General features: G+C 35.9%; 16 protein-coding genes, 3 pseudogenes and 1 riboswitch. Of the genes and pseudogenes, 5 read left to right on the top strand and 14 right to left on the bottom strand.

Going from position 1 to position 22,948, the window contains the following annotated elements; all coding sequences use genetic code 11:
* Nucleotides 1–34: 34 nt before the first annotated feature.
* A complete protein-coding gene (locus PGC35_RS16930; protein WP_375219992.1) occupies nucleotides 35–4,909 on the bottom strand; it encodes an OmpL47-type beta-barrel domain-containing protein in 4,875 nt (1,624 codons plus the stop codon).
* A gap of 93 nt (nucleotides 4,910–5,002) precedes the next feature.
* Nucleotides 5,003–5,095, bottom strand: a riboswitch (cyclic di-GMP riboswitch).
* A gap of 240 nt (nucleotides 5,096–5,335) precedes the next feature.
* On the opposite strand from PGC35_RS16930, the pseudogene PGC35_RS16925 reads away from it, so the two are divergent.
* Nucleotides 5,336–5,878, top strand: a pseudogene (locus PGC35_RS16925) (IS3 family transposase); the annotation flags it as partial.
* A 344-nt stretch (nucleotides 5,879–6,222) separates the two neighbouring features.
* Here the strand turns inward: PGC35_RS16925 and PGC35_RS16920 are convergent.
* Nucleotides 6,223–7,185, bottom strand: a complete 963-nt coding sequence (locus PGC35_RS16920; protein ID WP_375219991.1) for a helix-turn-helix transcriptional regulator — start codon at nucleotides 7,183–7,185, stop codon at nucleotides 6,223–6,225.
* Nucleotides 7,186–7,296: 111 nt separating this feature from the next.
* Here PGC35_RS16920 and PGC35_RS16915 point away from each other — a divergent pair, with 111 nt between their 5' ends.
* From PGC35_RS16915 to PGC35_RS16905, 3 genes and pseudogenes are all read left to right on the top strand, one after another.
* Nucleotides 7,297–7,776 carry a GyrI-like domain-containing protein gene (locus PGC35_RS16915; protein WP_053591165.1) on the top strand — a complete coding sequence of 160 codons (480 nt, stop codon included), beginning with the start codon at nucleotides 7,297–7,299 and terminating at the stop codon, nucleotides 7,774–7,776.
* An 88-nt stretch (nucleotides 7,777–7,864) separates the two neighbouring features.
* Nucleotides 7,865–8,286: pseudogene (locus PGC35_RS16910) on the top strand (DoxX family protein).
* A 68-nt stretch (nucleotides 8,287–8,354) separates the two neighbouring features.
* Complete coding sequence (locus PGC35_RS16905) at nucleotides 8,355–8,819, top strand: hypothetical protein (RefSeq protein ID WP_056831405.1); 465 nt, start codon at nucleotides 8,355–8,357, stop codon at nucleotides 8,817–8,819.
* Nucleotides 8,820–9,257: 438 nt separating this feature from the next.
* Here PGC35_RS16905 and PGC35_RS16900 read toward each other — a convergent pair.
* Both PGC35_RS16900 and PGC35_RS16895 read right to left on the bottom strand, forming a co-directional pair.
* Nucleotides 9,258–9,461: pseudogene (locus tag PGC35_RS16900) on the bottom strand (23S rRNA (pseudouridine(1915)-N(3))-methyltransferase RlmH); the annotation flags it as partial.
* A gap of 124 nt (nucleotides 9,462–9,585) precedes the next feature.
* A complete protein-coding gene (locus tag PGC35_RS16895; RefSeq protein ID WP_375219990.1) occupies nucleotides 9,586–10,404 on the bottom strand; it encodes a bacteriochlorophyll 4-vinyl reductase in 819 nt (272 codons plus the stop codon).
* Between the two features lie 165 nt (nucleotides 10,405–10,569).
* Between PGC35_RS16895 and PGC35_RS16890 the strand changes: the two genes are divergently transcribed.
* Nucleotides 10,570–11,337 carry a DUF4230 domain-containing protein gene (locus PGC35_RS16890; protein WP_375219989.1) on the top strand — a complete coding sequence of 256 codons (768 nt, stop codon included), beginning with the start codon at nucleotides 10,570–10,572 and terminating at the stop codon, nucleotides 11,335–11,337.
* A 489-nt stretch (nucleotides 11,338–11,826) separates the two neighbouring features.
* On the opposite strand, the gene rlmH is transcribed toward PGC35_RS16890, so the two are convergent.
* From rlmH to PGC35_RS16840, 10 genes are all read right to left on the bottom strand, one after another.
* Nucleotides 11,827–12,306: a 23S rRNA (pseudouridine(1915)-N(3))-methyltransferase RlmH gene (gene rlmH / locus PGC35_RS16885; protein ID WP_275788124.1), complete on the bottom strand. Its 480-nt coding sequence runs from the start codon at nucleotides 12,304–12,306 to the stop codon at nucleotides 11,827–11,829.
* Between the two features lie 87 nt (nucleotides 12,307–12,393).
* A complete protein-coding gene (locus tag PGC35_RS16880; protein ID WP_375219988.1) occupies nucleotides 12,394–12,579 on the bottom strand; it encodes a CxxH/CxxC protein in 186 nt (61 codons plus the stop codon).
* A gap of 149 nt (nucleotides 12,580–12,728) precedes the next feature.
* Nucleotides 12,729–13,940, bottom strand: coding sequence for a S1C family serine protease (locus PGC35_RS16875; RefSeq protein WP_375219987.1), 1,212 nt, complete (start codon nucleotides 13,938–13,940; stop codon nucleotides 12,729–12,731).
* A 147-nt stretch (nucleotides 13,941–14,087) separates the two neighbouring features.
* The gene (locus PGC35_RS16870; protein ID WP_053591159.1) at nucleotides 14,088–14,876 is read right to left on the bottom strand and encodes an MBL fold metallo-hydrolase; all 789 of its coding nucleotides are present in this window, start codon (nucleotides 14,874–14,876) and stop codon (nucleotides 14,088–14,090) included.
* A 12-nt stretch (nucleotides 14,877–14,888) separates the two neighbouring features.
* Entirely contained in the window at nucleotides 14,889–15,689 is an 801-nt protein-coding gene (locus PGC35_RS16865) for a two-component system regulatory protein YycI (RefSeq protein ID WP_375219986.1), read from the bottom strand.
* Nucleotides 15,676–17,004 (bottom strand): YycH family regulatory protein, encoded by a 1,329-nt coding sequence (locus PGC35_RS16860; protein ID WP_375219985.1) that lies wholly within the window; start codon nucleotides 17,002–17,004, stop codon nucleotides 15,676–15,678. The genes PGC35_RS16865 and PGC35_RS16860 overlap by 14 nt, the downstream gene beginning before the upstream one ends.
* Entirely contained in the window at nucleotides 16,995–18,824 is a 1,830-nt protein-coding gene (gene walK, locus PGC35_RS16855; RefSeq protein WP_375219984.1) for a cell wall metabolism sensor histidine kinase WalK, read from the bottom strand. Before walK ends, PGC35_RS16860 begins: the two co-directional genes overlap by 10 nt.
* 5 nt (nucleotides 18,825–18,829) lie before the next feature.
* Nucleotides 18,830–19,534: a response regulator YycF gene (gene yycF / locus PGC35_RS16850; protein ID WP_056831414.1), complete on the bottom strand. Its 705-nt coding sequence runs from the start codon at nucleotides 19,532–19,534 to the stop codon at nucleotides 18,830–18,832.
* Between the two features lie 234 nt (nucleotides 19,535–19,768).
* A complete protein-coding gene (locus tag PGC35_RS16845) occupies nucleotides 19,769–21,250 on the bottom strand; it encodes a peptidoglycan DD-metalloendopeptidase family protein (RefSeq protein WP_375219983.1) in 1,482 nt (493 codons plus the stop codon).
* A gap of 370 nt (nucleotides 21,251–21,620) precedes the next feature.
* A complete protein-coding gene (locus PGC35_RS16840) occupies nucleotides 21,621–22,907 on the bottom strand; it encodes an adenylosuccinate synthase (protein WP_375219982.1) in 1,287 nt (428 codons plus the stop codon).
* Nucleotides 22,908–22,948: the final 41 nt, after the last annotated feature.

Below are 22,948 nucleotides of genomic sequence, written 5' to 3'. Positions count from 1 at the left end.
ATGTGGGATTTTGGAAATTGAAAAATATAAACTTTTATTTAATTACTTTAACAGTTTTTTGTCCAACAACTAGTACTCCATTTACGTAACCTCTAAACACAAGCGTTACTTGCGATTGATTCCACGTGAAATGAGATCGTTCGAACTTAAACTGTCCAAGTTCTGCTTGATTATAATATCCATTATTGCTATTCAAGGCTTTTACACCATTAACAGTTGCAGTATTCAAGTCGAAACTTTTTGTACTGAACCCTGCTGGCAGAATGACACGTACTGTGAATACCCCTTTATTTCCTTTAATTACTTCTGGCATTACTTCCAGCGTAGCTGAAATGTAAACGGTAAATTGTTTTGTAATAGTTACGCTATTTCCAGCAGCATCCGTTACTGTAACAGTTACGTTATACTTACCTGGCTCATCAAATTTTACAGATTCCCCATTTGCTACAACTGTTGTTTTTAAACTTGGTGAAGTAACAATCATCTCTTCCGAAACAACACCTGAAAGACTATCGTTCGCTGAATATGTTAATTGTAATGAATCACCCAGCTTGTACTCTTTGTTTACGTCCATTAAAACGGCTGGTACTGTTTTATCGATTTTCACTTTAATAGTATTCGATTCCTCCACATTACCTGCTAAGTCAACAGAATAAAATTGAATTGTATGAATTCCTTCCTGTTGGACTGTGAAAGTATCTCCTTCCACAAAGGCAGATCCATTAATTGAATAAAACGTTTTTTCAACGCCACTTTCAGCATCTTGTGCTTGCAATTTTACAACTACATCTTCGTTTGTCCACTCTGACGGAGCTGTCGCAGTTGTAGTAGGTGCAATTAAATCTGCTTTTATTTCAATCGTTTGAACTTCCTCTTTGTTTCCAGCAACATCCACTGAATAAAAGCTAACTTTATAAGAAGCTTTGCTTCCATCTACTTTAATTGTTGTACCTTCCATATATGCTGCTCCATCAATTGAATAGAACGTTTTAGATACTCCACTTAATGCATCTGTTGCAAATAAGTTAATAGATGTATTTGCAGTAAACCACTCTGGAATTTCACTAGTTTTTGTAGTTGGCGCTTCTGTATCGATTTTCACAAATACAGTTTTTTCTGCTTCTTTGTTACCTACTTTATCTACAGAGTAGAAAGTAATTTTATTAATTCCTTGCTCTGACACGGTAAACGATGTTCCAGATTTAAACTCATCATCATTTACTGAATAATACGTATTTGCTACTCCTGTCTCGTCATCTGATGCAGATAATGTTACGACTACAGGACTTGCATTTGTCCAATTACTTGGTAAATCCGCTGTTGTAACAGGCGCTGTCGTATCCACAATCAATTTCGCTAACACGACGTTTGATGGTGTTGATTCACCAAATGAGTTACTGTATGACGTTACATAATATTCATGATCTGCATACGTTAAATCTGAAACTGTGTAAGATAAATTATTGATTTTTTCGGCAATTAACACGGGTTCCCCATCCACAATTTCATATAAATTGTAACCATTTGCATACGTTACAAAGTCCCATAAAATTCGAGCACTTGTCGGACTTAGTAATTTAATGCTTGCTACTGGGGGCTCCATTTCTGGATAAACAATGTCCACTGACAATTGGCTAGAAGGAGCTGATTCACCGAAACGATTACTAAACCCAACAATTTCATAATAATGCGTTGCTTCTGAAAGATTAAATAGTTGTGTAGTTAAGGCTAATCCTTTGTATACTAGCTGACGATTTGATCCCGTTACTTCATATACAAGATATTCGTTTGCCCAATTAACAGCTTTCCATGACAAAGTAACGTTGTTGCCGTTAAAAATCGTGTTAGTCATGACTGGAGCTTGTACTTCCGGCCAAATAATCTCGAAATCAATGTTAGTTCCTTCTGCCGATTCACCAAAACGCGGACTAACAGCATGAACTACAAACTCATATTGACCTTCTGCCATTTTAGGAAATGATGCAGAAGTAGTTGTTACTGTATTCTTTAATACTTTTTGTCCATCAACGATTTGATACACTTTATAGCTCGTTGCATACGTTGCAGCGTTCCATTTTAAAACGATATCATTCACATTCGTAGCTGTTTTCGTTAAATTGCTAGGCGCTTGCATTTCTGGGAAAACTAAATTAATTGATACTTTGCTTCCTTCTGCTGATTCACCGTAACGAGAATTATACGAATGAATTTCAAACACATACTCGCCCTCTGGCTGATTCGCATACGTTACTGTTGTAGTATTTACTGTACTTTTTAATACTTTTTGTCCATCAATAATTTGATATACTTTATAGTTTGTCCCGAAAGGAACTGCTTCCCAAGTTAATTTAATGTCATTTCCATTTACGAAACTGTACGTAGCATTACTTGGCTTAGCCATTTGTACTTCACTCATATTAACAGATACTTCTTTACCTTCTGCTGACTCTCCAAAGCGAGGGCTTACAGAATGAACAACATAGACATGCTCCCCGTATGATACATTAGACAACGTAGTTGATAAATTTGTTACTGTATTTTTCAGTACTTTTTGTCCATCAATAATTTTATACACTTTATAGCTTGTTGCATATTGAACTGCTCCCCAAGTTAAAGAAACGTCATTTCCATTAACAATTTTAAATGTTAAAGAACTTGGTGCATCCATATTCGGGAACTGTAAAGGAACTGTAATTTCTGATGCAGTTGATGACTCACCAAACAATGACGAGAAAGATGTCACAACATATTTGTGATCGCCTTCTGATTGGTTCGTATAAGTCACAGCCGTTCCTGTTAACGTGCTCTTTAAAATTCTTTGACCATCGACAATTTCGTAAATTTTATAGCTCGATGCACCTGTAACAGCTGTCCACGTCAACTTAATGTCATTTCCATTAAGAATTGTATACGCTAAACTTGTTGGTGCAGGTAAATCTACGCCATTTAATGTTAAAGAAACTGTACTACCTTCTACTGATTCTCCAAAACGGTTACTTACAGAATGTACTTCATACGTGTATTCACCTGGTGCCATCTTTGTATAGCTAATAGTTGTTCCTGTAACAGTGTTTTTCAACACTTTTTGTCCATCAATAATTTGATACACGTTATAGCTTGTCGCGTTTTCTGCAGCATCCCAACTTAAAGTGAAATCAGTAGTATTTTTAATAACATACGTTAAGTTTGCCGGTGGACTCATTTGTGGGAACTTAATCTCGAAAGAAACTTTCGCATTTTCCGCTGATTCTCCGAAACGGCTAGAGAAAGCATGAATTTCATATTTGTAATCACCTACTGGTAAATACGTAAACGTTGCTTTTGTATTATTTACTGTACTTTTTAATACTTTTTGTCCATCAATAACTTGATACACTTTATAGCTTGTGGCATACGGTACAGCATCCCAGTTTAATGTAACATCATTAATGTTAGCTGCTGTATATGTCGGATTCGTTGGAGCTGCCATTACAACAGGCTCTACCTTTACAGAAATTAAACTTCCTTCTGCCGACTCACCAAAACGACTACTTACAGAGTAAATTTCATAAGCATAGTCTCCTGCTGAAGAGTTTGCATACGTAACAGCTGTTGTCGTTACTGTACTCTTTAATACTTTTTTTCCATCGATAATTTGATATATTTTATAGCTTGTCGCATTCGTAGCAGCGTCCCATTTTAAAACAATGTCGTTTCCATTCGCAATTGAATACGTAACATTGCTTGGCGGCATCATCGCAACTTCTCCGATGTTCACCTTTACTTGGCTTCCATCTGCCGATTCACCAAAACGGCTACTTACAGAATGCACTACATACTCATAATCTCCAGCAGGTAATTTTGTGTATGTAACACTCGTTCCTGTTACTGTACTTTTTAATACTTTTTGCCCATCAATAATTTGATAAATTTTATAGCTTGTCGCATTTGCAGCAGCGTTCCATTTTAACGTAACATCATTAAGATTTGCAATTGTGTACGTTAAGTTTGTTGGAGGAAGCATCGTTACCAATCCTACATTCACTGTTACTTGACTTCCTTCTGCCGATTCACCAAAACGACTATTTAGAGAATGAACTTCATATACGTATTCCCCACCAGGAGTATTCGTATATGTAACACTCGTTCCTGTTACAGTACTTTTTAATATTTTTTGCCCATCAACAATTTGATATACGTTATAACCTGTTGCGTGTAAAGAAGCAGTCCATTTCAGTGTTACGTCATTAACGTTTGCAATTGTATACGTCAAATTCGTTGGAGCTGCCATTTCTGGATGATGAATTGTTACGTCCACAGTATTAGAAATTGGCGACTCTCCATATTTAGAGTTAAATGAAGAAACTGAGTACGTGAAATTCCCTTCAGGAGCATTTGAAATCGTATACGTTTTACCTGTTACTGTAGTAACTAATGTTTGCTCTCCATTTGGTCCAATTTGGTACACTTTATATCCTTCTACATACTGAGAAGTCGTCCAGCTCAAGTTAATGTCGTTTGCATTTTGTAAAGTGTAAGAAAGTGTTGGAGCTGTCATCGTTGGATAAGCAACGTTCACCGTAATCGGTGCACAAGGACCAGATTCTCCGTTCGCACTTAACGTTGAAACGACATATGTATACGATCCTTCTGGTAGGTCATTAATCGTATAACTGTTCGTAGTAACTGTACCACGTGGTGTTAATTGACCTTCTGTAATTTCATATATTTTATAGCCTGTAGCATTAACTATCGCACTCCAAGTAAGCTTCACATCATCTGGTGTGATATGTTGGTACGCAAGGTTACTTGGCGGCAGAAGGTTGTTATCTGTTGCTCCCAAAACATTTTTCATTGGAAACAGGAAAACTTGCAAAACTAACACCAATGCTAGTAATGCTGAAATTTTACTTGATAAACTTTTACCCATGTTCTTTACCCTACCTTTCAGTAGTGAATAAGGAATAACGCGCATAAAAATAAGCCTCTTAACAAGGCTCATAATAAAAGGACTCTGAATCCTTGCGGTAACCGGCTGCCATCCACATAGCACTTAGCGTGGTCCAGGCCCTTGGCTTTGCGTCACACGATTTCTCGTGGTTTGCCTTTTTCACTTGATTATTTTATATGTTACAAGGCTATCATAATACCTTAGCTACATACGTGAAACTGCTTTTATACCTATCTATACTTAACTATAGTATTAAAATAGCCACACTTGCATATGTCTAAATTCCTATAAAGATGGATCTGCGTTTTTTACAATTAAGTAGCATGTATAGAACGAAAGAACCACACCTTTAATTTCACTCATAGTTCCGGAGCATAAATGAACCATTTTCCCGACGTCAAAAGCTCATACAAAGAAAACGTCGGTAAGATTGCGACAAATATTTTAAAACGTGATTTCGTTGTGCCAAAACCAAACGAAAGATCGGTAACGGATGTGACGGAATTCCATTTATTTGGTGAGAAACTTTATCTATCACCTGTACTTGATTTGTTTACCGTAGAAATTATTGCGTATAACGTTGAAAAACGCCCTATTTATCCATTTGTTTCAAAGATGTTAGAACAATCCTTCACTCACTTATCCGAAGAAGGTGCCCCAGTACTTCACTCTGATCAAGGGTGGCACTATCAAATGAATAAAGACGCTCACGCATTAAAAGAACATGGCACTACACAAAGTACGTCTCGTAAAGGAAACTGCCTCGATAGTGCAGTAATTGAAAACTTCTTCGGTTTCTTAAAATCAGAATTGCTTTACTTACAAGAGTTTGAAAACATGGAACACTTAAAGCGAGAACTTGAACAATATATTGAATACTACAGTCACAAACAAATTAAGGAAAAATTAAAAGGATTAAGTCCGGTACAATACCGAACTCAATCCTTACAAATAAAGTGTCTAACTTTTTGGGTTCATTTCACCTATACTTTTTTAGGGTTTGTCTCTATTCTAATATCTAATTAACTTGGATATGGTTCACCCCACTAGTTCGGGGCTAAAACATCCTCTATTTATGATAAGGTTCACCGTAACGCATCTAAATGAGGTTTTTACCTTTTTTGTTAAAATGATTTTACTAGAAATTAAATAAAGAACAGTACTGATAAAAATGCTATTAACCTATCAAAGTATTTACACTAATCAGAAGTATATATCTCCCCATTGTGTGCAAAATTGAGAGGCACTGCAATTGGCCAAGCTCAAAATTATTTGGCTTTTAACCGCATTGCTTAAAGGCAGAATAAACATACTCTCTCATGTAAACCTTCTAAGACTTCTTCTGGCACTTCCCTGACCTTGATATCCTCACCCAGGAAAAGCAGCCAATTTGTTATTTCTGTCAATTCTCCTGAATTATTAACATTGATAAAAGTCTTTAGAATGGCTGTGGTTTGGTAAGGATTTGTATAGGAAATTGAAACTTTTAAAGGATGGTATTTTTTGAACTGGGCAATTGCCTTTGGACCAAGTTCAAGGACAAGGTTGATTACTTCTTCCTGCTTACTTAGTTTTTCTAAAATATTTTTCTTACTTAATCTTTTTTTCGTAGGGTATGGCTCGACATTGGTGAGATTGTCGACAGGAAAAATCTCCCTATTCTCTTCCTTTAAGTCAAATCCTTCAATCAGCCAAAGGCTTTTTTCACGATAAAGGTGCAAGAGATAAATTGGATAAATCTTTACTATCTTCTCTTCTTCGATAGTAATCAATAAATAGCGATCCAAAAGAAGGATTTGGATAAGTTTTTCTAAAATAGGATGGGGGAGGTCTGACAGATCAAGTAGGTCGGGATTATTAGGGTTAGTTCCTTCAAAAAGCAAGATTTGATTTAAAAGAACGAGGTCATCTTGCTGGTTTTCTGAAATGAGGCCTAGTAATTTTTCAGCTAAAGACTGACGGCTCTTTAGATAAGGGAGTTGTTGATTTCTTGTGGCCATAAAGGCAATAAAGAGAGCTTTAATCTCATTATCGGTGAAGCGGACAGTGGGCAGGACAGAATTGTTCATGACAAAATACCCCCCATCCCTTCCAACTTCAGCAACAAGGGGCATCCCCATGGCTTCAATTTCTCTGATATCTCTAATAGCGGTTGAACGAGAGATGTTAAATTCTTGCATGATCTCAGAAATTGTAAAGTGGGATCGGTTGTTGATATACCGCATGATGATATTAATCCGTTCAACTTTTTTCATCTGGACCTCCTAAACAGTATCATTTTTTGACACTATTAAAGACTATTATAAACTCATCAAGTGAAAAGACAAATCATTTGATAAATTTTAAAAAAGAGGAAGGTTTTGAAAATGGCGAATTATACTTTAGAAGAAAAAGACAGCTTTATCGTTTTAGGTTTGGGAACTGAGCTTACGAGCGATTACACAGACTATGCTGGCATAAACAAGGAAAAGTCAGACTTTTGGCAGTCAGTCAAACAAGATGGACGGCTTGACACGTTAAAAGCCCTAGCCACAAATGAATACATTTTCGTCGTTAACGAAGCCGTGAATAACAAGATGATGCATTATGCTGGTGTCATGACAGAGGGAACATTACCAGAAGCAACTAGAGTTATCCAATTTCCTAAGGGAGAATACCTCGTTGTTAAAGGGGAAGCGAATACAGATGAAGAGTTGAGTAACAAACTTACTGGCATTGCCTTTGGAGAAGCCTTGCCAGAAGCAAATAATGTTGCCTATGTTGGTGGCCCAAATACAGCTGTTGTGATGGGGCAGCGAAACGGCTTAGTATTTGGTGAAATGTGGATTCCTGTTGTTAGGAAATAAAGGGAGGTGTCTATTTAGGAGTTGATTATTCGGAAAATTTGTAACGTTTAATAAATTTTCACTTAAAACAATGATTAGGAGGGATCAAATGAGTAAGGTTATTGGTGCGGAAACAACCGAGAAGTTAGAAACCCAGCTCAATGGAAAATTGATTGCATATTGGTCAGTCACATTACTACTCGCAGGATCGATTACGTTAAGTGGTATCGGGCAACTGATGCAATTGGGGGAAACATTACGTTAGTGACGAATATTGGTTACCCATTATACATCACGAATATTCTTGGGACTTGGAAAATACTTGGAGTCATCGCTATCGTCGTGCCACGCTTTCCTAGACTTAAAAAATGGGCTCACGCTGGTCTCTTCTTTTTAATGACTGGTGCGGCTTTGTCTCATGCTTTTGCTAACGATTATGGTGAATACGGGTTTCATGTTATCCTTCCTCTTTCATACGCTGCACTCAATATCGCTTCATGGGCGCTACGTCCGAAGAGCCGCAAACTATAAAGAGGGTTGGACTTTTTGGTGAAATGTAGATTCCTGTTGTTAAAAAAAGATAAATGGAGGGTTGGGAAATGTCCTATATAGTTGATTTTAAAAATGTGTCTACGGTTGATTTAGAGTCTTCACCTGTAGTAGAAGCGCTTGCTGGTTTACGTGCGAACGAGGCCCGTTACTTTATGAACAAATATAAGCATGAATTTACGGTTGTACCTGCTAGCGAAAGTCAGGAGACCCTTGATTATGTGAACCGAATTTTGAAAGAAGAACGTGAAATTGAGTTTGCTGCCAAACCTTTAGAGACTTCACGTTTTCAAGTGGAAAATATCAAATTTGCCTACGTCTTTTATGAGGATGGTCTTGCGATCAACGTCATGTATACGGTTGATGACCCTAAGAAACGGGCCGTTGGTTTTAAGCTTTCTGAGGGGATGGAAGTACCAAAGGAATTAGAAGGAAAGTTTAAGTTTGCTAGGCAGAAGTCTAAACTTGCTGGAACAATTCGAGGCTCATTTTTTGTAATTAAAGGCGAATATTAAAGTCAACAAAAGTGCATATGGAGGATTCAACCATTTTTTGTAGTTGTGTTCAATCAGGATTTTTTTCATTTTGATAAGAAAATCCTGATTGAACAAAAACAACCATTCATGTTACAAATGTTCATCTAGTCACTCAAAAATCAAAATAGCACTTCTCCCATCAAACTTTTTCTAAAAACCTCATTTACTTATGATACGGTTCTCCGTATTGCATCTAAATGAGGTTTAATTCTTTGTCTCTTTAACTTATTCCAACCTACGTATGAAAAATTTCACCTTTTTGAAAGGACCACCCATGGTTTCAGATTAAGTTAATGTTTTTTCTTAATTTAATGTAAATCTAATTCAACAACGTCACAATTTTTAAGTTCAGATGCAATTGAATCTACAGGCAAACCATCCACATCAGTAATTTGAGCCAACCAGCGTTCACTCACTGATGACGAAGGTGATTTTGCTTTTGCCGTACGTCATGAGTTGGTTGATGTCGTCGGCTAGTTGTTCGGAGGATTTCATTTTTCCGTTAATGGCAAGGGCAATGACGTGAGCATCGGGTTCGATTTTTGCTAAGATGCGTCCGCCTTCTTTTCGTTTCACTAGCAACATGTCGGCTTCACTCAAGTTTTCGGGAGCTTTTTCGTCAGCTACTTAAACTTTAGGTGCCAGCACACAAAAGAATTATGAAAGTTTAAACTTTCACGATTGGTTCAATAATCACGTTAGTTTCTTGCACTGGCACCTGAATTACTAGTGCTCGGATTTCTACTTATACTTTTTCCTTCATTATTTCCTCAAACTCCAGATCAATAATTTCTGGATTGTTTTTCCTCAATTCCTCAAAACTTTGTCTGATTTGCTCTGGGGTAAGATCGATGTTTTCTTCCAGTGCTTTGGCCAGTCGTTTTCCCATCTTGGTCATGGATGCATATGTTAACCCACCAGATACAATCCCGCCTGCCAACGGAATCGCTTTGGAAACGCCTTTGGCAAATGAATTTTTAGAAACCTTTAAGCCAATGAACTCTAATGTCTTTTTAATGATCGGATAGTAGACAGTCTTCATTAAAGCTTTGTTCGGGATCTTCTTTAACGCTTGTTTCGCCAACTGTGATGATAAAGCTTTGATTGTGGCTGTTGCTCCGCCAACGCCAAACATGACACCTAAAAACAAGATTAAATCGCCGCTAACATTTTCCGCATTCATTTCTTCGCCATCCCAAAAATCATCATAGCCATAAATGTAGCCGAGCTCTTGAGAAAGTCGTAAAGCCATGGCAAAAAACTGCGCAGTATCTGCTGGAATCGTCGCAGCCATCGCTAAACCACCTGGGATGCCCGTAGCAAACGAAAGACTTGAACTTTGCATCGTCCGATCAGAAATCACTTTTTTAGCAATATTGTTTAAGATCTGTTTATCAATATTTGCCTGTCCAGGACCTTTTTCAATCAGCTCGGCAAGTTCATCAGGCGATAAATGTTTCGAAAAACTCTTCGCTAAAAACTCTCTTCGATCCACTTTAACACCTGGTAACTTCACAACATTCGAAAGTACAACTTCGAGTACGGTAGATTCGTTTGCCAACATGAACACCTCATTTAACAATATTTTTCTTATCATACCATTATTACTGCAAATATTATCCATTGGGTATATTTTCAAATGAATTCTTTTGCTATAATTTAATTAACTCCTCATATGAGAATAACTTACATATTGCGTTATAAACTATCTAATAGAAACGGTGAGATAATGGATAAAAATGATGACCTATTAAAAAGTAAAGACGAACGAATTGCTCATTTGGAAAAAATAATTATTGAATTTACAGAATCCAAACAACAAAATGCTGCAACTCTTGCAGAAAGTTATCGATCAAGTCCTTATGCAAGATATGAAAATGGATTTAAATTGTCATCATTATTCTCTGGGTTTAAAAATATTCTAATTATTATACTTCTACTATTCGTACTCGGTTTTGGAGCTATTTGGCTAATTAATGGTAATGTTTTTAAAAAAAATTCTGTAACTTTTGTGGAAAATGTACAGGAGTTATCCACTTTAGCAACAGCCGAAGCTCAAACAAAGACCGTGCTTAATATTGAAGACAACAAATTTTTTGGTAAGAAAATTCCTTTACCTATGCCTGGCACTAAACGTGAAATATTGCTCATTGTTCCCGCAACGGTTCTCGCAGGTGTTGATTTGAATGAGGTTACGGAAGACGATATGAAGATTAGTGAAGATACGAAAGAGATTGATATTACTCTACCTCACGCAAAACTTATTCAAGAACCTTCACTTCAAATGGACAAAATTACAACATACGTTGATGGTGGGATTTTCAATGATGAAGTTGATTGGAATGAAGGTTTTGAACTAGCGGCTACTGCTCAACAAAAAGTTAAAGAAGAAGTTATTTCTGCCGGTTTATTAACAACTGCTGAAAAAAATGCAGACAAGGCACTAACTCAATTTTTTAAGAATATGGGTTACAAAGTAAATATTACTTATAAATAACCAAATCATTTTTATTAAAATCTCCTCATCAAAACAGCCCCCACCTAAAGTACTGGTTTGGTGCTGTTTGCATTATAAAATCATCATAAGCAATAATAAAGTGACCCTGTGTTAGAAAAAAACAGGAAAGTTCTAACATTCATGTTTGTTGGAATTAACGTGAATGTTTCTGACACAGGGTCGTTTTTCTAGATCGAGTTCAAAAACACTACTTAAATATATTAAAAGACACCATTAAACGTCTGGTTTTGAATTAGAAGAATATTTTCTTAATGACAAGTATGAAATCACTGGTTTTTCAGCTAGATCTTGTCAATATAAGCACACCGTTTTAACTTCTCATATTTTAGAATATGAATTATTTAAGTCATACAAAAAGTTAATAAGTTTATTCAAGAATCCTATGACTTTATCTGGTGAAGATATATTAAAACCCCATCAATAATAATATCATGGGTTTTCTATTAATATTAAATTTATTTACCTCCCCTATTTATGATACGGTTCTCCCTTAATAATCCTAAAAGCTCGATAAATCTGCTCCACCAACACTAGCTTCATTAATTGGTGCGGCAATGTCATCTTACCAAACGAAAGTTTTTCATCTGCTCTTTTCAATACTTCCTCATGTAGACCTAGAGATCCTCCAATAACAAAGGCAATTTTGCTTTTCCCATATGTCATGAGTGATTCCAGGTCACTTGCAAGCTGCTCCGACGATTTCATTTTGCCGTCGATTGCTAGAGCAATGACGTATGTATCTGCTCCGATTTTTGCTAAAATACGTTCTCCTTCTTTTTTCTTCACAATTTCCATGTCTGCATCACTTAAGTTTTCTGGCGCTTTTTCATCGGGCACTTCCACCAAATCTATTTTTGCGTAACTGCTTAGTCTTTTTGTGTATTCGTCAATTCCTAATTTCAAATATTTTTCCTTTAATTTTCCGACCGAGATAATTTGTATATTCACAGGTTATCCACCTTTACATTTCATTTACAAACAAGTTATACACATTACTTATCCACATATCCACATTAGTTATCTACATATTGTGCTCTATTTTTCATCAGCTACAATATATACTGCTGCGACATCACAGTATGTGCATTTTGTGGATAACTTTTCTTCATCCGTTAATTGTTCTAACATAGGGAAGGTTTTTTGTTCTGCTACAAACATATCTAAAGCTTGATTTATATGCGTTTCGCAACTGAATATTCTCAATTTTTCGCTTCCTTTCATTATCTTATTTTTCTCCAGGGTTATACACAAATCGTACATTCTTATCCACAGCCTATTTTAACAAACAAAAAGCGAGTAGGAAAGACAAGCTTTTCTCATCCTACTCGCTGTGTAAATCTTTTATTTACATTTAGAAGTTATCCACATGTTTATAATGCATCTGTTTCGACTAATTTCAATGTAAGCTCCACTACTTTTCCTTGGCGATATACTTTAACTTTTAAGTCTTCTCCAATTTCTTTTTCATTGTATAAATGTTTTCGTAAATCGATCGTATCCTCTACTTTCTTACCATCCATTTCAACAATGACATCATACGTCTCCATTCCTGCTTTTTCTGCTGGCGAATTAGGAACTACTTCATCGACCACTACACCTGTAGTTACTTCAGCAGGTAATTTCAATGTTTCTTTTTGATGGAATGCAGGTACATTGGTTAAGTCTAAAAGAGTAATACCCATAGAAGGACGATTTACTTTTCCGTTTTGCTCTAAATCTTCAATAATTGGTATTGCAGTGTTAACAGGAATTGCAAGTCCAATCCCTTCTATAGTTGATTCAGAAATCTTCATCGAGTTTATGCCTACAAGTTGACCTGCTAAATTGATTAAAGCTCCTCCACTGTTACCAGGGTTGATAGCAGCATCTGTTTGTAAAACCTCTGCTTGCCAATCTACCACTTGGTCTCCATTCAAATCAACTGGAATCGCACGATCTTTACCAGATACAACACCTGTTGTAACCGATCCATAAAAATCTAAACCAAGAGGGTTACCAATAGCAATAACTGTTTCTCCTTGTTTAAGTGTATCTGAGTTCCCAAATTCAATCACTGCATCTACTCCAGCGTCTTCCATTTCAAGAACTGCTAAATCACTCCATATATCGCTTCCTACAAGTTTGGCATCCACTTTTGTTCCGTCCACTAATGTTACTTCTAGGGATTTTGCTCCTTCTACAACGTGATGATTTGTTATAACGTAAGCTTTTCCACCAGCTTTTTTATATATAACTCCAGAACCTGTTCCAGCTTCTTGTGTAGATTGAGAGTTACTCCAAAAATCAGTAACCGACTGAATATTAGTAATACCTACTACAGCACCAGAGGCCTTTTCAACTGCCCCTGTCACGTCTGTTGTCACATCAACAGAAAGCTGTTTGGTTTCCTGTGTTGTATTGTTTGATTTGATTTCATTATTTGATGGTAGGTTCGTTACAACAGAAGGTATTAAAAACCAAACGAGCAATGCACCAACCATAACACCTGCCAACGCACTAAAAAAATAACCAGCTAGACCTCTTTTCTTTTCCTTCTTTGGCTCTTCTGGTTTTTCTGGTTCATATGGATTGTATTCGTCCATTTTCATCTCCCTTTCTTCTAACATATATGCTTGTATTAGTAATTTACCCAACTTACATTAAAATAAGATGAAAATTTTTTTAAAGTTGAATAAAACTTAAATGAAAGAACAAAAAAAGCTCCAAAAGCATTAAATAGCTTTTGGAACTTATACTAGGACTAACTCAGTAGGCTTATTGGCATCGGTATCATGTAAATGGACATATTCACCCGCAACAATTCCACAAGATTGAAGCGTTTGTGCCACACTCATACGAGCAAGGTCCTTCATATTATTATCTTTGCTTAAATGGGATAAATAAATATTGGTATTTTTGAAATCCACTACTTCGCTCATAGCAACAGCAGCATCTTCATTTGAAACATGTCCAACATCGCTTAAGATTCTTCGCTTAACCGACCAAGGATAGCGTCCCATCTGAAGCATGCTTACGTCATGGTTGCTTTCAAAAACGAAGGAATCTGCACCTTTGATATGTCCCTTCATCCGATCACTTACATAGCCGGTATCTGTAATTAATACAAGCTTTCGATTATTTTCATGGAAAACGTAAAACATCGGATCTGCTGCATCATGTGAGACAGCAAAAGACTGAATATCAATTGTTCCAAATGTTTTTACCGTTTCCATGTCAAATTGGAATCGTTGATCTACTGGTACATTTCCTATGAGAGAATCCATAGCAGACCATGTTTTTTCATTTGCATAAATAGGTACACCGTATTTTCTTGCAACTACACCTAATCCTTTAATATGATCACTGTGCTCATGTGTAATAAAAATACCAGAGAGTTTTTTTATATCCCGATCTATTTCACTAAATAGTTGTTCCATCTTCTTTCCACTTAGTCCTACATCTACTAAAAAGGAATGCTCTTCATTTTCCACATAAATTGCATTTCCACTACTACCACTTGCCAATACGCTAAATCTCATCGTTAAAACTCCTTACTTGTCAACAGCTTGTTCTGGATCATTTTGGATTTCAACAATACTTCCCTCGATGGCGTTTACAAAATAATCTTCCTTCGTTCCATCTGCAAGCTCAACTAAAATATGCCAAGTAGGTAAAAATACTTGTGTTTCGGTTAGTTCTATTAGTTGTGAATAACCTAATTTAATATCCTTTACTACAGAGTCAGGTTTTAAGTGACCATGATCATATAATACTTTTATCGCTCGCATAGAACCCATTAAGATCCTGTCTTCATTATAATCCTCTAAATTATCCAATATTGTTTGTTCATATCGAACAACCTCTTGCTGATCATTCCAATAAACAACTAAAGTCGCATTTTTATTGTAGTAAACAAATCGATTATTTACTTTTTGAAAGAAGGTTGCAGATTGGTTTTCCTCATCTTTTTTCCATAGACCGTACGAGTCTCCACGTAATACATTTTCACGAACTATCTTTTCAACTGTGTTTTGTTCCGTGATCGGAATGGCTTTATTAAACGTGCTTGTTAGTTTAGAACCATCTATTACAATTGTCTGATTTGGTAACTCTTCTAATTCTTCTAAAATGAAATTATGCGTATTTCCCGAAACGTAAGAAGCTTCTTTGATATCTACATCCATTTTTGGAACCGTTATATTATCTTGAAAAAGTCTATCCTCAATAGGTGCATCACTCATTACTTCTAAATCCAATGCATCATTGTATCTATTTAAATAAAGGGAAAATAAAAATACATTTAGTATGGAAAACACGATAATAAAAATAGTTTTTGTTTTATTCCAATCCATACTTACCACCTCCCAGTAATTCTGGGGATACTCGATTCCATTGTCCATTTATCAAATAGTACCATGAAGGTTCTAGATTAAGTAATGGTTGTTCGTCGTCCCTAGTCAAATTGTAACCAATCAAGATCTCATCCACTGAGGACATGTTTATATTAGAAATGGTAGAAATCAGATCATAAGTAGCTTGTCCAGATGATAATGGTACTTCTCTTGTTTTAAAACGGGCAGATTCGTTCAATGTATAATATGGTCTATTATATCGATAAACACGGTCCACGCCCCATAATTGTGAGATCTCTGTTGACATGTCTTTACTAAAAACAGGCATTCCATACATGTAAAGTTGATAACTAACTTGTAATGTAGCTGGATTGATGCGACTGAATCGATAATCGTCTGTCCACCCATTATGCTCATTAACAAAATTTACAGTATACTGAATGATATCTGCCGGATTACCTGCTTTATCACTCTCAGAGGACGGATGGACATAGCCCAATTCTTTTGACGTAAACTTAACATTCATCAAGGCACTATCATCGGAGAATTCCTGTCCACTTGTTCCTAATGGATTACTTCGAACAAGACTTGGATTGGAGAAAAGGGCATTTTTAAACTTTTCTGGTGCTATTTCTTCTAAAATATACGTAAATCCCATTACATTCTCTGGATTATTAGAAGCATAGAGCGAAAGTTTACCCGGTCTTTCTATTTCATTATATGGCGATAGGCTGATTGATTGTTTATAAATATCTGCTGAAAATGTTTCTCTATCCACTTTATCAACGTACGTTGTATAAACTTTTGGTTTTATTGTATTTATAAAATATAAACGGACTTCATCCTCTGAAGTTTTATTCCAGTCTATTACTAAACGATTGAACGAGGCGTTCGGTAAATTCCGATCATTAAAAGACAATATGTTACTAAATGTCTTAATCGGCACCTCTGCAGGGTAAAAGAAGGTCAATCGATTTGGTGTCCGAATGAATTCGTTAATTTGTTGAATACTTACTTTGTTCTTTAAAGGCTCTACTGTTTGTAGTTCCCACGATTTCATAGAACTAAATACTTTGTCAAGGATAAGGGGAGATGTAGATCCTGTCAAATTTTCAGCATGACTATATAAAAGACGATATGGTTTAATTATTTCTTCCATTTTCTTTTTATCTGCAATCGCAATATCTACTACAGGGGTTTCGTTTGCTTCGTATGATGGAGAAAAAGTCCATATAGTAAAGGTCAAAGTAAGACTTAATAGGATGAGTAATAGTAAAATAACTGATTTTACTTGTTCAATATACTTCAATCCCACTCACCTTCCTCATCTATTACAAGATCAAGTGTAAAAAAGACAGTCGTTCCATGTCCTTCTTCGCTTTCAGCCCAAATTTTTCCGCCATGAGCTTCAATCATTTCCCGGGCAATCGCTAAACCTAGTCCAGTCCCACCCATCGATCGTGCTCTTGCACGGTCAACTCGGTAAAAACGATCGAAAATACGATCAACATTATCAGAAGGTATACCCATACCATCATCCGATATCATTACTTTCAGTACTTGGTCCTTCACAGCTATTCCAAAGCGAATATTGCCACCATCTGGGGAGTATTTCAACGCATTAGAAATAATATTATCAATTACTTGTGTAAGTTTGTCGGTATCAATGTCAACATAGTAAGGTGTTTCGGGAAGCATTCGATGAAACGTTACATTTTGAGATTTTGATAATTCAAACCGATCTATAATACGATTAAAAAACTGGTTGAAATTCACAATATCTCGATTTAAATCATAATCTCTACTATCCATTTTGGACAATTGAAGTAAATCATTTACTAATCGAATCATTCGTTGTGTTTCAGTTTGAGTTACTTGTAGAAAGGAAGGGGCAATATCTTCATCTTTCCAAGCACCATCAGCCAATGCTTCCAAATAACTACTCATTGTTGTAAGTGGAGTGCGTAGCTCATGTGATACATTCGCTACAAATTCTCTACGCTCCATATCGATTTTCTCTTGTTCGGTATTATCATGAAGAACTGCAATTAATCCATTTACAAATCCAGTTTCTTTTTGTATTACCGAGAAGTTTACACGTAATATAAAAGGTCGTTCATATGTGCTAAAGTCCAAAGTTATAGATTCCTTCGAATAAATCAAATCTTCAAATGACTGTTCTGATGCGTCAATTCCTAACACAGAAATAATAGGACGGTTTAATACCATTTCTCTCGGTATTCGTAATAATCTAAGTGCTGGATCATTAATTAAAATGATTCTCCCTTTACGATCAGTTGCAATAACCCCATCTGTCATATTGGTAAGAACCGAAGCAAGCTTTCTTCTTTCGGCTTCTGTTGTTGACTGCGCTTCTTGTAATCGGTTTGTTAAATGGTTAAAAGCAATAGCAAGCTGACCGATTTCGTCATTTCCGTATACACGTACTTTTCTTGAAAAGTTTCCTTTCGCCATTGCTTGTGCTTGTCTTCGCATATCCGAAATAGGACGTGTAATCGTTTGTGCTATTAATATTCCGAGCACAATAGTGATTACTAGAGCAACCGCCGTTCCGCCCGCTAGAATTTGGTTAATCTCATTCATTTGACCAAATACATTTTCTATATTCGATTCTATATATAAGGATCCTATTACTTCCCCTTTATCTACAATAGGAATTGCTAGTCTCCAAATTCTTTTTTTTGTTTCTGGATCAAGGGAAATTTTATCAAAATCAGTTTCAGCAGTGATAGAAAATCTAACGAGTTCATCCAATGATCGTTGTCCCACGATTGATTGGTTGTTAATATCCGATGTGGCAAGAATTTGATATCTCGCATCTATCACCCGAACTTCTTTAATATCGTTCGAATTAAGTCCAGACAAAATAGAACGCAGACTTTGTTCTAAAGTTGCGTCTTCTTCATTATTTCTTATTTTAATAATTTCTTCTCTAGCACTGAATTCCAGAAGACTTACTCGATCCGAAATAGATTTTTGAAAGTTTTCTCTTAATGTTTGCTCGAGTTCTTTTACAAAGTACAAACCTATAATTTGCATGGCTATAATGATCAATAAAACATAGATCAAGACAATTTTTACGTGAATTGATTTGAAATAACCAACCTTTTGCATGCACTCTACTCCTGTTCAGGATTTCGTAAGTAATAACCAACGCCTCTTCTAGTTACAATCCATGTCGGATGACTTGGATTATCTTCAATCTTTTCCCGTAGACGTCGAATGGTTACATCGACTGTACGTACATCACCAAAATAATCATAACCCCAAACCGTTTGAAGCAAATGTTCACGAGTCATCACTTGTCCAATATGTTTGGCCAAATAATGTAATAACTCAAATTCTCTATGTGTTAATTCAATTGTTTCCTCTCTCTTTAACACTAAGTATGCATCTGGTTGGATAGTTAGTGGACCTATGGTAATATCATTTGTTATTACTTCAGTGTCTTCTTGAAGTGTTTGATGTCTTCTCATATTTGCCTTTACTCGTGCAATAAGCTCACGCGTACTAAATGGTTTCGTGACATAGTCGTCTGCACCTAATTCTAAGCCAAGTACTTTATCAATCTCCGAATCTTTTGCAGTTAGCATAATGATCGGAAAATCATATCTTTTACGAATTTCTCTGCAAACTTCCATTCCATCTCTGTTTGGAAGCATAATATCTAATAACATTAGATCTGGTTGAAATTCTTCTACCTTTTTTAATGCTTCGTCGCCATCATATGCACAAAATACTTGATAACCTTCTTTTTTTAAATTGAATTGAAGTATATCTGCAATTGGTTTTTCATCATCAACTACTAATATTTTCTTACTCATCGGTTGAACCCCTTTTCGTAATTTGTTCTATTTAAATGTTTTTATCTTTTACATTCATTCTCTTACTCTACCATGCTTTTGAACTAATCGCATTAATTTAAGAATACCATAAATCGAATAAGTCGATGATTGTCGAAATATTTCCTGGGAAATTTTTAAAAAACATGTACCTATGTATGTTAGTTCTCAATTAAAAAAGAGATAGCCAATCTAGTGACTATCTCTTCCATACTATTATTTTAACACGGTCAATGGATTAATCGTAACTCCATTTTTTTCTACTTCAAAATGTAAGTGAGTTCCAGTTGAACGACCCGTACTTCCCATAACACCTAATTTAGAACCTTGGGGAACGACATCTCCAACACTAACACTTATAGAAGATAGATGAGCGTATGTTGTTTTGTACCCGTTTTTGTGATCGACAATTACTCTATTACCATATGTACCGTCCCAACCAGCAGCTACTACGACTCCATTGTCTGTTGCCTTAATGTCAAATCCACTTGGTCTTGCAATATCAATTCCTTCATGTTGACGACCCCAACGGTAACCCATTTTACTTGAAATATATCCACCTTCAGCTGGCCAAGCAAATTCCCCTGATCCACGAGAAGGAATTACTTTTGTTCCTTTTAAAGTGATCTGATCTTTTGGTTCCACCAGTATAGTTTCTTCAATAACAGATTGGCCTGCTTCCACACCATTTTCTTTACGCACAAGATAGGTTGCTTCTCTCTTACCATCCGAACCCTCTTGTTTTACTTTCGTATCACCTTTGTACATTTCTTCTGATTCTTCTACTTTTTTATTGTGGTTAATAACTTCAATCGCTTTTTTCTCATATAGTACATCTACATTAATAAGTGGTTTTAAGACTGTTACATTTACCTCTTGACCTATTTGTAACAAAGAAGAGTCAGTCATATCTGGATTGATCTTTATTAGCTCAGCAGTTGTTAAGTTATGCTTACTAGCAATTGTGCCTAACACATCTCCTTCGGCTACTTTATACGTCTCTTGTTCTAGTGTTCCTTCTAGTAGAAGTTTAACAGCATCATCTGGTGATACAATCTTTTCAGGATTTACATCAACTGTTACGCCAGAAACTTCTTCTTTTAAAACTATTTCTTTAATACGTGTTTCATTTTCTTTTAATTCGGGTAAAGTTTCTGTAGAACTACTTCTTGCTTCCAGTTCGTTTAACTCGGCTTCTGTCACAAAATGTAATTTTAGTTTTCGAATGACTTCTTGATATGCTTCCAAGTCTTTGACGTAGACTGCCATCTCGTCATTGATCGATAATGCAAAAGCAGTTGCTTCTACTTCTATAAGTTCCTCTAACTTTTGAAGGGTAGCATCATCGTTTGTAGATGTAGTAAAAACTTGTTCAGGTATAACGGAAAGATTGGAACCAGCTATTAAAGAGAGGTTTTCGTACTTTGAGCTCGAACCCTTCACTTTTTCATCTAACATGGCTTGCATTTCTTTTTTATTAGATAGTGCTCCGACATATTTTCCATTAGAATATATATGGTATATTTCTTTTAATGTATTATTATTATTTTCACTTTCATTTGCAAAAGCCATATTAAAAGATACACTTGAAATAAGTAACATTGAAACTGCTGCTTTTTTCATTATATTTGATCTTCTGTTTGAAAGAACCTCAAGATAATTATCCTTCTGTTCTTCATTCTTTCTTTTCAAAAACATGATAAAGCCCCTTCCAAGTTCATAAAAAATTAATTTCCTTTTTTCAGGCTCTTTTAATTTAACATAATTGATTTAATCAAGTATCGAAATAGGACGCTTTGTAAAGAAACTGTATAATTAGCACCATTTTTTTGAATATAATTCCATTATATTCTATTTTACTATGATTCGATAAATATTTTAACAATTTATATCTAATCTTTTACCAAAAAATCAGTATTTTATACATAATCTCTCATAATCTTCTGTTATATTTGTCATAATAGAAGATTAAAAATTGATTCGTTTGGTATATTTCGACAAAAAAACTGCCAAGAAGATTAAAACCTTCTCGGCAGTTTCCAAAATATAGTTGTTTTAGATTTTCTTGTTAACGCCAAACACTAGAAATAATATTTGTTTGTGTACGATCTGGTCCTACTGAGAAGATAGAGATTGGTACACCTGTCAACTGTGATATACGCTCTAAATAATGACGAGCCGTTTCAGGTAGTTCATCAAGTGTTTTACATTTTGTAATATCTTCGCTCCAACCTGGTAGCTCTTCATATACTGGCTCACACTCTGCCAGAATGCGAAGATTAGCTGGGTATTCTGTAATTAATTCACCTTTGTATTTGTATGCAGTACAAAGTTTTACAGTTTTTAAACCAGTTAATACATCAATCGAGTTAACAGTCAAATCTGTTAATCCACTTACGCGACGAGCATGTCTAATAACTACCGTATCAAACCAACCAATACGACGTGGTCTTCCTGTAGTTGTTCCATATTCTTTACCAACTTCACGAATTTGACTACCAACTTCATCAAATAATTCTGTCGGGAACGGGCCATCTCCTACACGAGAAGTGTACGCTTTACATACTCCAACAACATGTGAAATTTTTGTTGGACCTACACCAGCACCAATAGTTACCCCACCAGCCACTGGGTTAGAGGAGGTAACAAAAGGATATGTACCTTGGTCGATATCAAGCATAACACCTTGTGCGCCTTCAAATAATACACGACGGCCTTCATCTAAAGCGTCATTTAATACTTTTGAAGTATCTGTTACGTATTTTTCAATTTCTTGTCCATAGCCATAAAACTCTTCTAGAATTTCATCCACAGTGAACCCTTTTGTTTCATAAAATTTCTCGAACATTCTATTTTTTTCTTCTAAATTACGTTCTAATTTTTCTTTAAACACTTCGTAATCAAGTAAGTCTGCAATTCGAATACCAACACGTGCAGCTTTGTCCATATAAGCTGGACCAATCCCTTTACCAGTTGTTCCGATTTTATTTACACCTCTTCGTGCTTCTTCTACTTCATCTTGTTTCAGATGGTAAGGAAGAATTACGTGTGCACGATTAGAAATACGAAGGTTTTCTGTAGTGATTCCTCGATCATGTAAACCTTTTAGCTCTTTTACAAGTGCTCTTGGATCCACAACCATCCCATTTCCGATAACTGAAATTTTATCCTTGTAGAAAATACCGGAAGGAATAAGGTGAAGTTTGTATGTTTCTCCACCAAAAATAATTGTATGGCCCGCATTATTACCGCCTTGGTAACGTGCGATTACTTCTGAATTCTCGGAAAGAAAGTCTGTTATCTTCCCTTTACCTTCGTCTCCCCATTGTGTACCTACTACTACTACTGATGGCATTGCCAACACCTCCGTCAGACATTTTATATGTCCTGATTCAA

The organism is Psychrobacillus sp. PGGUH221 (assembly GCF_042055255.1).
Lineage (GTDB): Bacteria > Bacillota > Bacilli > Bacillales_A > Planococcaceae > Psychrobacillus.
Note: the sequence above shows the minus strand (reverse complement) of the source record. Positions and strands in the feature narration are given on the sequence as shown.

What these genes read in the sequence shown, in the direction of transcription:
- PGC35_RS16930 (WP_375219992.1), bottom strand. Translation starts at nt 4,909, where the DNA reads ATGGGTAAAAGTTTATCAAGTAAAATTTCAGCATTACTAGCATTGGTG.
- PGC35_RS16920 (WP_375219991.1), bottom strand. Translation starts at nt 7,185, where the DNA reads ATGAAAAAAGTTGAACGGATTAATATCATCATGCGGTATATCAACAAC.
- PGC35_RS16915 (WP_053591165.1), top strand. Translation starts at nt 7,297, where the DNA reads ATGGCGAATTATACTTTAGAAGAAAAAGACAGCTTTATCGTTTTAGGT.
- PGC35_RS16905 (WP_056831405.1), top strand. Translation starts at nt 8,355, where the DNA reads ATGTCCTATATAGTTGATTTTAAAAATGTGTCTACGGTTGATTTAGAG.
- PGC35_RS16895 (WP_375219990.1), bottom strand. Translation starts at nt 10,404, where the DNA reads ATGTTGGCAAACGAATCTACCGTACTCGAAGTTGTACTTTCGAATGTT.
- PGC35_RS16890 (WP_375219989.1), top strand. Translation starts at nt 10,570, where the DNA reads ATGGATAAAAATGATGACCTATTAAAAAGTAAAGACGAACGAATTGCT.
- PGC35_RS16880 (WP_375219988.1), bottom strand. Translation starts at nt 12,579, where the DNA reads ATGAAAGGAAGCGAAAAATTGAGAATATTCAGTTGCGAAACGCATATA.
- PGC35_RS16875 (WP_375219987.1), bottom strand. Translation starts at nt 13,940, where the DNA reads ATGGACGAATACAATCCATATGAACCAGAAAAACCAGAAGAGCCAAAG.
- PGC35_RS16870 (WP_053591159.1), bottom strand. Translation starts at nt 14,876, where the DNA reads ATGAGATTTAGCGTATTGGCAAGTGGTAGTAGTGGAAATGCAATTTAT.
- PGC35_RS16865 (WP_375219986.1), bottom strand. Translation starts at nt 15,689, where the DNA reads ATGGATTGGAATAAAACAAAAACTATTTTTATTATCGTGTTTTCCATA.
- walK (WP_375219984.1), bottom strand. Translation starts at nt 18,824, where the DNA reads ATGCAAAAGGTTGGTTATTTCAAATCAATTCACGTAAAAATTGTCTTG.
- yycF (WP_056831414.1), bottom strand. Translation starts at nt 19,534, where the DNA reads ATGAGTAAGAAAATATTAGTAGTTGATGATGAAAAACCAATTGCAGAT.
- PGC35_RS16845 (WP_375219983.1), bottom strand. Translation starts at nt 21,250, where the DNA reads ATGTTTTTGAAAAGAAAGAATGAAGAACAGAAGGATAATTATCTTGAG.
- PGC35_RS16840 (WP_375219982.1), bottom strand. Translation starts at nt 22,907, where the DNA reads ATGCCATCAGTAGTAGTAGTAGGTACACAATGGGGAGACGAAGGTAAA.